The organism is Micromonospora sp. CB01531, from assembly GCF_001905095.1.
Classification (GTDB): Bacteria; Actinomycetota; Actinomycetes; order Mycobacteriales; family Micromonosporaceae; genus Micromonospora.
Map to the genome: position 1 here is coordinate 1 of NZ_LWLS01000144.1, position 14,644 is coordinate 14,644.

Consider the following 14,644-nt stretch of genomic DNA (forward strand, 5'->3'; position numbering starts at 1 on the left):
GCTCTCCGGCCGCTACCACGACGAGGTATACGTCCTGAACACCGACAACGGCAAACTGCTAGCCCGAATCCCCGTCGGCCGCGGACCACACGGCCTCACCATCTGGCCCCAACCCGGCCGCTACTCCCTCGGCCACACCGGAAACATCCGGTAGGGCCGCCCCGGTCCCGGCCGGGCCGGCCGCGGCAGCCGCTTCCGTGCTCCGTCGCGCTCAAGAATCTGTCGCGGCGGCCTCGAAGGCGGGGTCGTCATCCCAGGCCAGCGAGCTCAATTTCCAGCCCGACGGGGTTTTGACGAACTGGGTCGTCTTCACGCCCCGGCCCTCGAACCACTCGCCGTTGAGGTAGCCGGACTTGTGGTACTCGCTGAACCGGTGGGCGATCGCGCCGTAGATTTCGGTGGTCTCCGAGGTCTCCCATTCCCGGAACTCGGTCAGCGTCCCGTCAGTGAGGATCTTCTCGCGAGGTTCGACGAACTGGCACAGGTCGTAGACCACCGGGGTCGCACCCACACTGTTGATGATCCTCCCTTCGGGGATGAACACCTCGTAGATCGCCTCGACGTTCGGCCTGGCGCCGCCGGGGTTGGCGAAGGCGCCCAGGAAGGTGGTCATGAGGCCGTCGAGTTCGGCCTTCACAGCAGCGGACATGATGCCCGTGGAGGCGAGAGGGGCCGGTCGGCCGGCGTGGCGGGCCTGCCACTCGTCGGCCAGCACGGACCAGATCTCGAGGTCGATCCGTCCGCCCGCGCCGTCCGGGTAGACCTGGCGCAGCGTTCCTTCGCGGCTCATGCCCAGCCGCTGCGCGACTGCGATGCTGCGCTCGTTGCGCGCGTTGGTGCGCCATTCGACGCGAGCAATGCCGCGTTCTTCCACGGCCCAGCCAATGATCCGCTCTGCGGCGCGGGTGATCAGCCCGCGGCCCTGTGCGCCGGGCTCAAGCCAGCAGCCCGCTTCGCAGACGCGCAGCGCGGTGTCGAAGGAGACGAACATGACCCCGCCGACCAGGCGGCCGTCCAGCCAGATGCCCCAGATGCCGCCTCCGTCCTGAGCCCTCTTGTCCGCGTAACGCTGCAGCACCGCGCGGGCCTCGCCGACGTCGCGGGCGACGAAGGCGGGCGAGACCCACGGCGCGATGTGCTCGCGCGCCCGGTCCAGGTGTGCGAGGAACTCCTCGGCCTGCCACGGTTCGAGTGGGCGCAGTACGGCCGAGTCGGCGAGGGGCAGCGCGAACATCATGACCTCCGTACATAACAAACGTTTGGCATGTACGCTAGCAGGCCATGAGCCCCGCACGCACCGACCATGACTCCCGCCGCCAGGACGTCTCGGAGGCGGTTTGGCAGGTCCTGGCCGAGCACGGCTTCGGCGGCCTCACCATGCGCGCCGTAGCGGCAGCCCTGGGCTCCTCGACCGGGCTGGTCACCCACTACTTCGCGGGCAAGCGCGAACTGATCGCCCACGCCCTCGACATCCTCGAGGAGCGCACCGCGCACCGCCCTCGGCGGGCCGCTCCCGCACCCGGACTGGCGGCGCTGCGCACGCAGATGCTCAACATCCTCCCGCTGACCCCCGCCGCAGCGGCGATGAACCGGATCTGGGTCGGCTCCTGGGACGTCGCCCTGTCCGACCCCGACCTGTTCGCCGCCCAGAGCCTTCGCTACGAACGTATCCGCGCAGGCCTGCGCACCTCCATCGAGGAAGCACAGCAGTTGGGCGAAATTCCTGACGTGGATCCCGGCCGGCTCGCGACTATGGTGCTGTCGTTCACCCACGGCCTGGTGGTCCAGGCGCTTTTCGACCCCGAACGGCTGCCGGCCGCGACACAGACCCGGCTCGTCGACGACTTCCTCGCAGCGCTCACCCGCGAAACCGCATAACCATCTACTCGCGCCGGCACTCGCCAGCGGCAGGGAGTCAATTGCGCTTGAGCATTACAGCTGCGCAATGACCGACCACGGTGATCGGAACTTGAGTTGGGGCCGGCAAGCGGCCGGCGAGCTCTCTGGTCCGTGATCCACCCGCTGATGCGCTGGGACGAGCGGCACTTCGCCACCGGCGAGCCGCTGCGGACCTTCCGGCACGCCGTGTGCGGCGCCGAACTCGACCCGGACAGCCGCTGCCCGACCTGCGGTCAGGTCGACGTGCCACCCGGCGATGTCGAGGCCCATCCCGGCCCGGGCATCCCGGCCGAGCCGCGCCAGGACCCGGTCGGCGTCGCGCTGCGGCAGCGCCCGCACCGGCTCCTCCAACCGCTGCTCTGAGCCGGCCCGGCCGTGGGCTGCGGAGGGGCGGTCGCCAGGGCGCTACCGGGTCGAGGAGGTGCTACTCGACTGCGCTTTCGGCGCCTCTGTGCTGTTCGCCGGGATTGGCGCCGTGGTGGTCGGCGCGGAGCAGGCAGCGCCGGACTCCGGACATCAGCGAATCTCCCGGCGTCGCAGCTGGCACATCGCGTATCACAGCCCTCTGGCCTCGGAGGGAAGAGCTGGATTCTGGCAATCGGCATCCGTCATCCGTGGTTACCTGGCACCGGGTCGCGCCCAGTTCACAAAGCTATTGACAGGGTTACGTCTTCTGGGGGGGATTTTGTTGACCAAACCATCAGTCACCCGCCTTGCAGGGGCCACCATGCTGGCCGCCGCGATCGGCCTGGGTTCCGCCGCACCAGCGTGGGCTGGGGGTGGCACGACGATCAACATCAATCCGGCGGACACCGGCACGACGGCGGCCGCGTTCGGCACTCACAGGTGCGACCCGAGTCTCGGTGGTGGCCCCTTCCAGGCGGAGGACGTCTGGGTCTTCGCCCTGCCTGCTGCGATGCAGCAGGGCACCTTCACCTCACTGACCATCGAGTTCGCCACGGAGGGTGGCCCCGTCACGGAGAGCATCACGACCACGCCTGCCGCTGACCGCGCGATCGTCGGCGACAGGGCGTGGATCAGGACGCCGGCCGGCCTGTCCTCATCCGGCGCGCTGGTGAATCCGTTCTCCCTCACCAACGCCACGGCGGTGATCACGGGCACCGATGGAACATTCGACCTGGCGCAGACCTGCCCGGCGACCGGCGGGACACCTAGCCCCAGCGTCTCTGGTCAACCAAGCGATCCTGGCTCGGACTGACTTTCCGGATCGTCTCCAGCGAGGCGGGAGCCGTGGGCGTGGAGGTGGAATCCCACGCCGCGAGCCCCTCGTGGCCGGTGTGACACGGCCCTGCCGGGTTCCTGCCCGGAGGGCCGCGAAGGCCATCGCCCATGACTGGATCTGTCCCTGGCCGACACCCGAACGTTCGGGTGTCGGCCAGGGATTGTCGTCCAGGTCGCCTCCTACCTTGCGCCGACAGCAAGAACACAGGCCCGGTTCAACCTGTATTTGATCGAGCCGCTGCCGCAGGTCGACCTGACGGAGCTCACCGCCAAGAAGCTCAGGGCCCCAGAGCGACGGCGCGACGCACGAGATCACGGCCACGGTTAGGAACACCGGCCGCATCCCGGACGCTCTCGAGCAGGCAAAGGACATCAGGATCGCCGCTGCGGACACCGTCAATGTCTACGGCGCGCCCGCGCCATGGCGCCGTGCCGCAGCTCTACCTGGACAGTGACGACCAGGAGAAGGTCCACCTTCTGGTTTACCGGCCCGGTGCCGTGCCGTGGTCGCTCCGCGGCGAATCAGCGGCGCAGGCGGCGGGCGCAGGAGCCGGCGCGGTCGGCGCGACGCAGGCACCGCCGCCGGCGGGAGCGCGACAGGCGTAGGAGCTACCGCTGTTGTTCTTCAACAGCTGCCCGATGATCGGCGAGCCGCCAATTCGTAGGTTTGGCACAGCCGCCTGGTAGCTTCCGACCAGCGCGGAGGACGGTGGTTGTCGGCAGCGGTCAGCCGGCAGGCGAAGCCACGCAGCTGTATTGACCGTTGGCAAGAGGGGCTGGTGTGCGTTTGCGGACGCGCGTTCGCGGGTCGGGGCCTACGGCTGGGGTTCGCGTGATCGGGCGGTTTGTTGTTCCGGCTCTGTTCGCGGCGCTGTTCGCGGCTCCGCTGTGGTTGATGGTGGTTGGCTCACTGCGACCGGCCGGCCTGCCCCCGCCACGCACGTTCGAACTGTTCCCGCCCGAGCCGACGTTGGCCGCCTATGCTCGGCTCCCCAGGCTGATACCTCTGTTCACCTACCTGGCGAACTCGGCGCTGGTCGTCGCACTTGCCGTTCCGTTGACCGTCCTCGTGGCCTCGCTGACCGGCTTCGGTCTCCGGTTGCTCACGCCGGCAGCCCGGCGGAGGGTGGTTTTCGGTCTGCTGGTGGTACTCCTCGTGCCGGTCACCGGGGTGTGGGCGACACGCTTCGAACTGTTCCGGCTGGCCGGCGTGGTCGACACCTATGTCCCGCTGCTGGCACCGGCGGCGCTCGCCGGCAGCCCGTTCCTCGTGCTGCTGTATGCCTGGAGTTTCGGCGGCATACCGGATACCCAGTTGGCGGCGGCTCGGCTGGAAGGCGCGGGGTGGCTGACCGTCTGGCGCCGGGTGGCCCTGCCCCAGGTACGTCCGGCGACCATGGCGGTGGCGGTCCTCGCCTTCACCTTCCACTGGTCCAACTTCATCGACCCGCTGCTGTATCTGCACAACGGTGACCGCTACACCTATCCGTTGGGTTTGCAGTTCCTGCGCCTGCTCAATCCCACCGACTGGCCGTTGTTGATGGCTGGCTGTGTGATCGCGACCGTGCCGTGCGCGGCGGTGTTCCTGCTGGCCCAACGGATCCTGTTGAACGACAACCCGTTGACGGCTTTGAGATCTGGAGGTCGCCGATGACTGGCGGTGCACGGCGGTGGGTGGCGCTCGCCACCGCGGCCCTGATGGTTGGCTCGGCCGCCGGCTGCGGTGGCGCCCGTGGCACGGACGACGCGGCGGGCGTCACCGTGGTGTTGGCGGGCAACGCCGAGGAGATAGCCGGCTACCGAAGCCTGGTCGCCGCCTTCGGGAAGACTGATCCCGGCGTCGACGTCACCCTTTCCCCGGTCGCCACGCAGGACGAACTGATGGCTCGGTTGACCACGTCGTTCGCGGGCGGGAATCCCCCTGATGTCTTCCTGTTGAACTACCGCCGTTACGGCCAGTTCGCGGCGCAGAAGGCGATCGAGCCCGTCCAGTCCTACCTGGACGGCAGCAAGGTGCTGAAGGAAAAGGACTTCAGCCCGCGAGCTTTGGAGGCCTTCCGCTTCGACGGGGAGAAGTTGACCTGCCTCCCGCAGAACATGTCTTCGCTGGTCGTCTACTACAACGCTGACCTGTTCGCCAAGGCGGGCGTGCCGCTGCCGCAGGCGGGTTGGAGCTGGGCGGACTTCCTGTCGGCGGCGCAGGCATTGACCGGCGACGGTGTGTACGGTGTTGGCGTGGCGCCGTCGATCGCCCGCGTCGCGCCGTTCGTGTGGTCCAACGGTGGTGAACTCGTCGACGACACGGACCAGCCCGCCGCGCTGACCCTCACCGGCAACACGGCCACGCGCAAGGCCCTCGACTGGTTCCTCGACCTCCAACTGGTGCACCATGTGGTGCCGCCGGACGCCGAAGAGCAGAGCGAATCAAGCGAGGCACGGTTCCTGCGCGGCGGCTTGGGCATGTACCTGAACAGCCGGGTGGCGGTGCCGACCCTGCGCACCATCAAGGGTTTCGAGTGGGATGCGGCGGCACTGCCGGTGGCGCCAGGAGGCGTACCGGCCTCGATCCTGCACAGCGACGCCTACTGCATGGGCGCGGGCCGGTCAGACCACAGTGCCGCCTGGCGATTCATTGAGTTCGCCATGGGGGTGCAGGGTCAGGAGATTCTCGCCGAGTCGGGCCGCACGGTGCCCTCCCGCCTCGACGTCGCCAACTCCCCCGCTTTTCTCGCCGCGGATCGGCCCCCACGCTCGTCGGGTGTCTTCCTGGACGCCGAGCCGCACCTGCGCAGCACACCACGCACTGCCACCTGGGCTCGGGTGGAGCGGGAGGCCGATAAACTTCTCGAAGAGGTGTTCTACGGACGGGTTGGGCGCGAGGAAGGACTACGCCAACTGGAGGAGCAGATCCGGCCACTGTTCACCCTTGAGGTGGGAACCGGACGGTGAGCATCGAGCACCACGCGATCCGGCTGGAGTCACTGGCCAAGTCGTACGGAAAGGTCACCGCCCTCGCCGGCGTCGACCTGGACGTCCGGGAAGGTGAGCTGCTGACCCTGGTCGGACCGTCGGGCTCGGGCAAGTCGACCATCCTGCGCCTGATCGCCGGACTGGAGCGGCCTGACGGCGGCCGGATTGTCGTCAACGGTCAGGATGTCGCTGCCCTCCCGCCGCACCGACGCGCGGTGGCGATGGTTTTCCAGGATTACGCGCTCTACCCACACCTGACCGTGCGCAGCAATCTGCTCTTCGGACTGCGGGTTCGCCGGGTCCGACGCGGCGAGGCCGACCAGCGGGCGCAGCAGGCCGCCGAGCGCCTGGGCATCGCGGACCTACTCGACCGCTACCCCGACCAGATGTCCGGCGGGCAGCGTCAGCGGGTCGCCCTGGCCCGGGCTGTCCTGCGCGATCCCCGCGTCTACCTGTTCGACGAGCCGATGGCCAGCCTGGACGCTCCGCTACGCTTCGCCACCCGCGCCGACCTGCTGGCCCTGCACCGCGAACTCGGCACCGCGACGATCTACGTCACACACGACCAGGCGGAGGCGATGACGCTCGGCGACCGGGTGGCGGTGCTGCACGGCGGGCAGGTGCGCCAGGTCGGCAGGCCGCAGGAGGTCTACGACCGGCCGGCCGACACCTTCGTCGCCGGCTTCCTCGGTAGTCCACCGATGAACCTGGTCCCGGGTGGGGGCGTGCTGGCCGGCACGGCCGGCGTGACGCTCGGCGTACGGCCGGAGGATCTGGCGCTCGACGCGGACGGGCCTCTGGAAGCCACGGTCGAGGCGGTGGAGGCGCTTGGCAGTGAGGCGATCGTGCTCACGCGCTGTGCGGACGGTACCCGGTTGGCGGTACGAACCGGGCCGCGGCCGGGTGTGCGGCCGGGCGATCGGGTACGGCTTCGCCCTGACCCGAGCCGGATCCACCGCTTCGAAGCCGACAATGGGCGACGCCGGTGAAGACTGGCCGGGCCAGACGTCCCCTCACCGCCTGGGCGTTTCTCGCACCGTACGCCGTCGCGGTCGTGTTGCTGATCGCGGTTCCCGCCCTGCTCAACGTGGGCTACGCCTTCACCGACCACACCGGGCTGACTCGCGATCCACAGTTCGTGGGTCTGGCCAACATCCGTCGTCTGCTCTCCGACGGCTTCCTGCTCGACAGTCTGCAGGCGTCGCTGTTCCACGTGGCGCTGGCGGTACCGGTCCGGCTGCTCGCCGCCGTGGGGCTCGGGCTGCTACTGGCCGCACCGCGCCCGGGTGGTCGGTTGTTCCGGGCCGCTGTCTACCTGCCGACGGTCATCCCGGACGTGGCGCTGGCAGTGCTGTTCCTCTGGGTGCTCAACCCGATGTACGGCCCGCTGAACCAACTCCTCGGACTGTTCGGCCACCCCGGCTACACCTGGCTGGCCGATCCGACCACCGCGCGGATCGGGGTCGTCCTCATGCTGGCGTTCCCGATCGGGGAGGGATTCATCGTGGTCCTCGCCGCCCGCCGACTCCTGGACGGCCGGCTGTACGAGGCCGCGGCGCTGGAAGGCTGCGGCCCGTTCGGTCAACTTCGGCGGCTCACGCTGCCGCTGCTCGCGCCGGTACTGGTGCTACTCGCGGTGCGTGACACGATCCTCACCCTGCAGGTCAATTTCGTCCCGGCGTACGTCCTTACCGACGGCCGGCCCGCCAATGCCACGCTGTACCTGCCGGTGTACATATTCGACCAGGTCTTCGAGTTCTCTGGGTTCGCCTACGGTTCGCTCATCACGATCATGCTCATGGCGGTCACCGCCGTCATCATCGCCCTGCAACTGCTGATGGTGCGACGCTGGCGCGTACTGCGCTGAGCGTGACATCCTGCTTCGGTGAGAGTCCGGGTGGTTGCCCTCGTCGTCGCGGTCGCGTCGCTCGCCGGCTGCGGCGACGGCACGAACTCACGCCGCGGCGCCGATCCCGGCCGGGCGATGCTCGCGAACCTGCCCAGCTGCGACCGGGTGCCGCTCGACGACGACCCCGAGATCAGCGCCGATGTCACTGGACTGGTGCTGCCCGACGGTGCGCGGGTCACCTCGGTAGTCGAGCAGGGCGTGCTGACAACGGTTGAAGCCACCGTCCGGATGACCCCACTGGACGTACGCGGGCACTACGAAAAGCGCGACGACATCGACCTGCTGCGCGCCGAGGACGAGACGTTCGAGGCTGAGGTGCTGATCCGCACGCCGCAGCGGCGGATGTACCTGCGGGCCGGCGCGCTCTGCGCGGACGGCACGAGCCTGACCGCGGTGGTGGGCCCGGACTCCGACGACGCGGGGCTGCCGCAGTTCCACACCGACTAGGGTGCCGGACCAGCTCAACAGCTGTCCTAACCCGACGGTGCGAATCCCATCAGATGCTTGGTGACGTTTGACGCCACCGTGTCTAAGGTCCGTACGGACGACCGGTCATCCCGGTCGCATCCGACGGACAGGGAGAGATCCTGTATGAATCGAACCCTCCTACGAGGTCGCCGCGGTCTCACGGTGACAGCAGGCCTGGCGCTGCTTACCGCGGTCGCGCTGACGGCATCCCTCACGTCCGCCAGTGGCCAGGAGTCGTTGGCCACGAGCACGCCGACCGGGCCGATGGAGCTGCCCGATGAATGGATGACCGCCCAACGGCTCAGCGACGGCAGCACGGAGCTGTCCACGGCCAAGTACGCACAGGCACGCGGTGAGGCGAACCAGCTCGCCGCCCACACCCGCAGCGTCTACCGCAACCTGGCCGACCGGAACTGGAGCTTCTTCGGCCCGACCAACATCGGCGGCCGGGTGGTCGACATCGCGGTGGACACCCAGGTCGAGGACCAGATCTTCATCGCCGCCGCCTCGGGCGGCATCTGGAAGTCCAGCGACGCCGGTGCGACGTTCACCGCCGCGTGGCCGGGCAGCTCGGGCCAGAGCATGGGTGCGGTCGCCATGACCAGCAACGGTGTGCTCTTCGCCGGCACCGGTGAGCCGCAGCCGGGCGGCGGCTCGATCACCTTCGGCGGCGACGGCATCTACCGCTCCCGCGACCGGGGTGCGACGTGGCAGCACGTCGGCCTGAAGAACAGCCACGCGATCGCCCGCTTCGCCATCGACCCGGGCAACGAAGACCGGATCTTCGCCGCGGCGACCGGCAACCTGTTCGTCCCCGGCGGTGAGCGGGGCGTCTACCTTTCAGAGAACGGTGGCGACACCTGGCGCCAGGTTCTTGCCGCGCCGAACGACACCACCGGCGCGACCGAGGTGGTCATCGACCCGAGCAACCCGGCTCGCATGTATGCGGCGATGTGGGACCACCGGCGTGAGCCGCACCAGCGCACCTACGGCGGCCCCGGTTCCAGCATCTGGCGTTCCGACGACGGCGGCCAGAACTGGCAGCGGATGACCAACGGCCTGCCGACCGACGCCGATCAGGGCCGTTGGGGGCTGGCGGTCGCCCCGAGCAACCCGCAGCGCCTGTACGCCTACGTCGGCACGGCCCTCGGCCCGTTCCGGGCGTTCTACCGCTCGGACGACGGCGGCGACACCTGGACGCAGACCCCGGTCACCGCCAACCAGGCATCCCAGTCCACCTTCAGCTGGTGGTTCGGCAAGCTCTTCGTCGACCCGAAGGATCACAACCACGTCTTCCTCACCGGGGTCAACCTGATGCGCTCGACCAACGGCGCGCAGAGCTTCTCCTCCGTCGGCGGCCCGCACGCCGACCAGCACGTGCTGCGGTGGGACCCGAAGACCCCCAACCGGGCCTACCTGGGCAACGACGGCGGCTTCTACCGGTCCGACAACAACGGCGCGAGCGGATGGGTGAAGTCGACCCACGAGCCGTACACCCAGTTCTACACGGTGGATGTCGCGGAAACCGATCCCGTACTGAAGGTCGGCGGCGCGCAGGACAACGGCTGCAACCGCGGCTACAACGGTCCGGGTGGCGCGTGGAACGCCATCGGCTGTGGTGACGGCCTCCAGGTGATCATCCACCCCGAGAACCCGAACATCGTCTTCGGGTGCAGCCAGTACGGCGCCTGCTACCGGTCGGAGAACGCGGGTGGGACGCCTCGTCAGAGCATCAGCACCGGCCAGACGGTGTCGCAGCGGCGCAACTGGCTGACGCCACTGCAGTTCGACCCGAGCGACCCCAACGTCATGTACTACGCCGGGAACATCGTCAACCGGTCGACGGACAACGGCCGTACGTGGACGGCGATCAGCCCGGACCTCACCGGTGGCGGCCCCAACGACCCGTCCGGCTACCCGTGGGGCACCGTCAGCACGCTCGCGGCCGCCCCGACCGACGGAAACAAGCTCTACGTCGGCACGGACGACGGCCGGCTGTGGTGGACCGACGACCTCGGGCAGAACTGGAACCGGGTCGATCAGGCGCAGCTGCCGGGTACGTGGGTGACCCGGGTCGCGGTGCACCCGAAGGACAAGAACATCGCCTACGCCACGTTCTCCGGCTTCCGGTCTGGCAGCGACCGCCCACACGTGATGGTCACTGCCGATGGGGGCCGCACCTGGACGGACATCGGCCGCGGCCTGCCCGACGCGCCGGTGAACTCCGTGGTACCGACCTCGGACGGGCTGCTGCTGGTCGGAACCGATGTCGGGGTGTACGTCTCCGGTTGGAACGGCGGCGAGTGGGCCTCCCTCGGCGCGGATCTGCCGAACGCGGCCGTGATGTACATGCGCTACCACGAGCCGACCCGCCAGTTGAGTGTGGCCTCGTTCGGTCGGGGCATCTACGACCTCGCGGTGCCCCGGTGCCCCGCGGCCTCGACCAAGCTCCCCTTGCGCGCGCCGGGCGTCGGCGTCGTGGGGGCGCTCGCCTCGTGCCGAGCGGGATAAACGAGCCAAATGTAGTCGGGGCGGGGATCTGGAGGCTTGCCTCCGATCCCCGCCCCGACCCTTTGCTGCCGTCCACTGGCAGGAGCCCGGGTTGGCCCGCCGAATCGGGCTCGATTGCCGTCCACGATGATTCAGCCGTCGGTGGACAGGTTAGCCAGCTCCGCCGCAGAAGAGATGACTGGGCCTGGCTCGCCGGAGGGGCCGTCCATTCTGTGATCGCTCGCATCGCTCGTTCTGCTGCGCACTTGATGCGGATTCCGGCCATTATGCCCGGAATTAGCCTACGATGAGGTCTCTTCATGGAGGTGAAGGACTATGCCGACGTATGTCGCGTTGCTGAACTGGACCGACCAGGGGATCCGAGCCTACAAGGACACCGCGAAGCGCGCCGAGGCCTTCGCCGCAGCGACCCAGAATCTCGGGGCGAATCTCCTGAACATTTACTGGACCGTCGGTCTGTACGACCTCGTGGCCGTCGTCGAGGCACCCGACGACGAAACAGCTACCGCGGCGTTCCTGCAGCTCGGCGAGGCGGGCAACGTCCGTACCACGACCCTGCGGGCCTTCGGTCGAGAGGAGATGGATCGCATCATCGCCAAAGCCGCTGGCTAAGGCCTTCCACACTGCCTACGACAGGTGGAACTCGTACATCCGCAATCGACTGTATACCCGGTGACGAGCATTTGGGGAGTCGGACGATGCGGGCAACCGCGGCCATCAGGCCAGGCGCTGCGCGGCCGGCAGGTCCGCGGCGACCGGCAGGTGGATGACGTGCCGCTGGGTCGCCGCCGATGTCCCGTCGCTGGGGCTATGAGCCGGGGCGCCGCCCGCCACCGGCACCCACCGGTTCGATCACCTGCCAGAACTCCTTCGAAAGCTGGGCCATCGCATTCTCGAACTCGTCACGGGAAACAGCCTCACGTAGCGTGCTGAGCACCGCGGGGACAACGGCACCGGCGAGCGCACGGTCGACGTCCGGGCGGTCCCCCACCCGCCGCACGAACTCGTCGAACCCGAACGACGTGGCCCGTTCCCGTCCAAGCGGTCTGCGCAGATGATCGGCCAGCTCGTCCGGAAGCTGATAGGCAAGGTCCTCAGCCTGGCCGGCGCTGATCCGATCTGCCAATATCTCCAACGTCGCGCCGGTGAGTGTCGCCGCCTGATCGGTCGACACCTTTGCCCGCGTGGCCACTGCGTTGATGAAATCCTGGTATTCCATCTGATCTCCTCTCCGGCCGGATCGCCGTCGAACCGCCAGTTGCGGAGCCCCTGACCCCAAATGCGCCGCAGCGCCTTGCCAACAGCCTGCTCTGCCGGTGGGTGACCCTGCCTCATCCCCATCGGGTGAATCGCCAAGGCGCCCTGCGGCGACATCCTCGACACCCCGACGGAGCGGGACAGGCGGGCGAGCTGTTGGCGAAGCTCCGCCGGTGCGGCTCCGAGGTCACCCGACGACGAAGTCATCAAGGTGCTCGACGGGCCTGCCAGCCGCCTGCCGCCAGCGGTGGGCCCACCGTGAGGTGCCGGATAGGCATACGGCCGAGTCAGCGGCGTAGCCGGCCGGACGCAGGGACGTCGTGGTCGGCGCGGAGCAGGCAGCCCTGGCCACCGGGCATGAGCAGGTCACACATGGCGGCCAGGGCGGCGTAGACGGCGGCCAGGTCGCCGGCGACCCGTCGAGGAACGCGTACACGTCGTCGGGGTTCAGGCCGGGGCGTCCGAGCCCGATCGCCCTGAAGCGGCGCTCGCGCACCTGCCACGGCAGCAGACTCGTGTACGTGCTGGAGCGGTAGGCAGCTCCGCTCCCCCGGGCCGGTCGCTGGTTGCGGGCGGTCATCCCGCCAGGCTCCCTCGCAGGTCGCGGGTGGATGGGGTGGGGCCACCCGCCCTCCCCGCACAGGCGGACCCACCCCGGCCCTGCCGCCGCAGCTCCACTCAGCGGTACGGCAGCACGGCTCTTGTGGTCAGCTTGTGACACCGCGAACCAACAGCGCAACGTTCCACAGCGGATTTCTCGCCAGATGTATTGACTTTCTTTACTGAAACCTGTACGTGTTACACAGCGACGTCACGCAGTGTTGCAGGATGAAATCAAGGAGTGCTCGGATGGCCGAGGACATCGGATCGACCGTGCCACGCCGGCAGCTCGGCCGGCTGCTGCGCCAGTACCGCACCGAGGCCGGCGTGACCCTGGACGCCGCCGCCGAGGCCCTCGAATACAGCCGGCAAAAGATTTGGCGCATCGAGTGCGGCCTGGGCGCCGTCCGGGTACTCGACGTCAAGGCGATGTGCGAGCTGTACGGGGTGCCGGCGGAGATGACCGATGCGATGAAGGGGCTGGCCGCGGAGACGAAGTCGAAGGGCTGGTGGCACGCGTACGGAGACGCGGTGCCGAGCTGGTTCGAACTGTACGTCGGCCTGGAATCCGCCGCTGCCCACCTGCGCCAGTACGAGGAGACACTGATCCCCGGCCTGCTGCAGACGCGTGAGTATACCCTCGGGCTGGCTCGACTCGACCGCCCGTCTGTCACCGAAGAGGAACGGGAGCGGGCGGTCGAGGTGCGGTTGCAGCGGCAGGGCCTGCTGAGCCGACGGCTGCCGAAGCCGCCTCGACTGGACGCGGTGCTGTCGGAAGCGGTGCTTCGCCGCGCCGTCGGCAACCGTAGTGTCATGGTCGGTCAGCTCAGCCGGCTCATCGAGGCCGCGGAGCTGCCGAACGTGTCAGTGCGGGTGCTCCCGTTCGCCGTCGGACCACACTCGGGAGCGGTCGCCGGCTCCTTCGTGATTCTGGACTTCCCCGCCCCGAAGGGCGGTCGGGCCGCACCGGAGCCGTCCGTCGCCTACAGCGAGTCGCTCACCAGTGCCATCTACCTCGACAAGCCGGAGGAGCTGGCCGCATATCGAGCCGCGTGGAAGAGCCTGGAGGCGCTGGCCCTTGATGAGGCACAATCGACCGACATGATCAAGAAGATCATCGGGGAGGTACGGCATGATTGACCTGGCCGGCGCCGTCTGGCGCAAGAGCAACCGCAGCGGCGGCAACGGCGGCAACTGCGTCGAGGTCGCCACCAACCTCCCCGACATCGTCGCCGTACGCGACTCTAAGGACCCGGCCGGGACCGCCCTGATCTTCGGACCGACGATCTGGGGTGAGTTTGTGGTTGCCGTCCAGACTCGGATGCTTCGGCACTGACTTCATCGAATGACAGCGTCAAATTCCCGAGCGGACACGAACACCCGCCCGCCGGTCCCATCGACGGGACCGATCGGAGGGTTACCCCGCCTGATCATCGAGCTGATACTCGCACCGTGACCTATCAGGACCCGTACGGCCGGCCGTTCCCTGCCCCGATCCACGTCCCCTTCCCCGTGCCCGTGGTGCCACAGAAGTCGGCCGGCGTAGCTGGCGCGCTGGAACTGGTGCTCGGGCTCCTCGGCATATTCGGGGTAGGCAACCTCTACGCTGGCCGAACGGGCGCGGGCATTGCCCTCATGCTCTCCTTCTGAGGGCTGTTCTGGGTCAACTTTCTTCCTCATCTTCGCGTTCGTCGGCATCGTCACGATGCCGCTGACGTGGATCGCGTATCTCGTCCTGGGTCCTCTGCTGGCGGCCTAGGTGACTGGTGTTAAACGATGGCTGCCATC

Annotated in this window: 15 protein-coding genes and 1 pseudogene; 13 read left to right on the forward strand and 3 right to left on the reverse strand. The window is 68.5% G+C overall.

Going from position 1 to position 14,644, the window contains the following annotated elements; translation table 11 throughout:
* Positions 1–688: 688 nt before the first annotated feature.
* Positions 689–1,234 (reverse strand): annotated as a pseudogene (locus A6A27_RS46740) (GNAT family N-acetyltransferase); the annotation flags it as partial.
* Between the two features lie 47 nt (positions 1,235–1,281).
* Here A6A27_RS46740 and A6A27_RS41720 point away from each other — a divergent pair.
* The 10 genes from A6A27_RS41720 to A6A27_RS41765 all read left to right on the forward strand — a co-directional run bounded on the left by A6A27_RS41720 (position 1,282) and on the right by A6A27_RS41765 (position 11,611).
* Positions 1,282–1,878 (forward strand): TetR/AcrR family transcriptional regulator, encoded by a 597-nt coding sequence (locus A6A27_RS41720; protein ID WP_073840174.1) that lies wholly within the window; start codon positions 1,282–1,284, stop codon positions 1,876–1,878.
* 132 nt (positions 1,879–2,010) lie between these two features.
* On the forward strand, positions 2,011–2,262 hold the full coding sequence (locus tag A6A27_RS41725) for a hypothetical protein (RefSeq protein ID WP_073840175.1): 252 nt from the start codon (positions 2,011–2,013) through the stop codon (positions 2,260–2,262).
* A 364-nt stretch (positions 2,263–2,626) separates the two neighbouring features.
* Complete coding sequence (locus tag A6A27_RS41730; RefSeq protein ID WP_073840176.1) at positions 2,627–3,118, forward strand: hypothetical protein; 492 nt, start codon at positions 2,627–2,629, stop codon at positions 3,116–3,118.
* 855 nt (positions 3,119–3,973) lie between these two features.
* A complete protein-coding gene (locus A6A27_RS41735) occupies positions 3,974–4,795 on the forward strand; it encodes a carbohydrate ABC transporter permease (protein ID WP_073840177.1) in 822 nt (273 codons plus the stop codon).
* A 20-nt stretch (positions 4,796–4,815) separates the two neighbouring features.
* Complete coding sequence (locus A6A27_RS41740) at positions 4,816–6,090, forward strand: ABC transporter substrate-binding protein (protein WP_158074151.1); 1,275 nt, start codon at positions 4,816–4,818, stop codon at positions 6,088–6,090.
* Complete coding sequence (locus A6A27_RS41745; protein WP_241825723.1) at positions 6,087–7,100, forward strand: ABC transporter ATP-binding protein; 1,014 nt, start codon at positions 6,087–6,089, stop codon at positions 7,098–7,100. The genes A6A27_RS41740 and A6A27_RS41745 overlap by 4 nt, the downstream gene beginning before the upstream one ends.
* Positions 7,097–7,978 carry a carbohydrate ABC transporter permease gene (locus A6A27_RS41750; protein WP_073840179.1) on the forward strand — a complete coding sequence of 294 codons (882 nt, stop codon included), beginning with the start codon at positions 7,097–7,099 and terminating at the stop codon, positions 7,976–7,978. Before A6A27_RS41745 ends, A6A27_RS41750 begins: the two co-directional genes overlap by 4 nt.
* 18 nt (positions 7,979–7,996) lie before the next feature.
* Complete coding sequence (locus A6A27_RS41755; protein ID WP_143194459.1) at positions 7,997–8,467, forward strand: hypothetical protein; 471 nt, start codon at positions 7,997–7,999, stop codon at positions 8,465–8,467.
* 183 nt (positions 8,468–8,650) lie between these two features.
* Positions 8,651–10,999: a WD40/YVTN/BNR-like repeat-containing protein gene (locus A6A27_RS41760; protein WP_241825724.1), complete on the forward strand. Its 2,349-nt coding sequence runs from the start codon at positions 8,651–8,653 to the stop codon at positions 10,997–10,999.
* 315 nt (positions 11,000–11,314) lie between these two features.
* Positions 11,315–11,611, forward strand: coding sequence for a GYD domain-containing protein (locus A6A27_RS41765; RefSeq protein WP_073840182.1), 297 nt, complete (start codon positions 11,315–11,317; stop codon positions 11,609–11,611).
* Positions 11,612–11,807: 196 nt separating this feature from the next.
* Here the strand turns inward: A6A27_RS41765 and A6A27_RS41770 are convergent, their stop codons facing one another.
* Both A6A27_RS41770 and A6A27_RS47925 read right to left on the reverse strand, forming a co-directional pair.
* Positions 11,808–12,218: a DUF2267 domain-containing protein gene (locus tag A6A27_RS41770; protein ID WP_073840183.1), complete on the reverse strand. Its 411-nt coding sequence runs from the start codon at positions 12,216–12,218 to the stop codon at positions 11,808–11,810.
* Between the two features lie 325 nt (positions 12,219–12,543).
* Positions 12,544–12,759 carry a hypothetical protein gene (locus A6A27_RS47925; protein WP_443190048.1) on the reverse strand — a complete coding sequence of 72 codons (216 nt, stop codon included), beginning with the start codon at positions 12,757–12,759 and terminating at the stop codon, positions 12,544–12,546.
* A gap of 346 nt (positions 12,760–13,105) precedes the next feature.
* Between A6A27_RS47925 and A6A27_RS41780 the strand changes: the two genes are divergently transcribed.
* From A6A27_RS41780 to A6A27_RS41790, 3 genes are all read left to right on the forward strand, one after another.
* Complete coding sequence (locus tag A6A27_RS41780; RefSeq protein ID WP_073840185.1) at positions 13,106–13,996, forward strand: helix-turn-helix domain-containing protein; 891 nt, start codon at positions 13,106–13,108, stop codon at positions 13,994–13,996.
* On the forward strand, positions 13,989–14,192 hold the full coding sequence (locus A6A27_RS41785) for a DUF397 domain-containing protein (RefSeq protein WP_073840186.1): 204 nt from the start codon (positions 13,989–13,991) through the stop codon (positions 14,190–14,192). The genes A6A27_RS41780 and A6A27_RS41785 overlap by 8 nt, the downstream gene beginning before the upstream one ends.
* A gap of 116 nt (positions 14,193–14,308) precedes the next feature.
* Positions 14,309–14,506 (forward strand): NINE protein, encoded by a 198-nt coding sequence (locus tag A6A27_RS41790; protein WP_073840187.1) that lies wholly within the window; start codon positions 14,309–14,311, stop codon positions 14,504–14,506.
* The last annotated feature ends 138 nt before the right edge of the window (positions 14,507–14,644 follow it).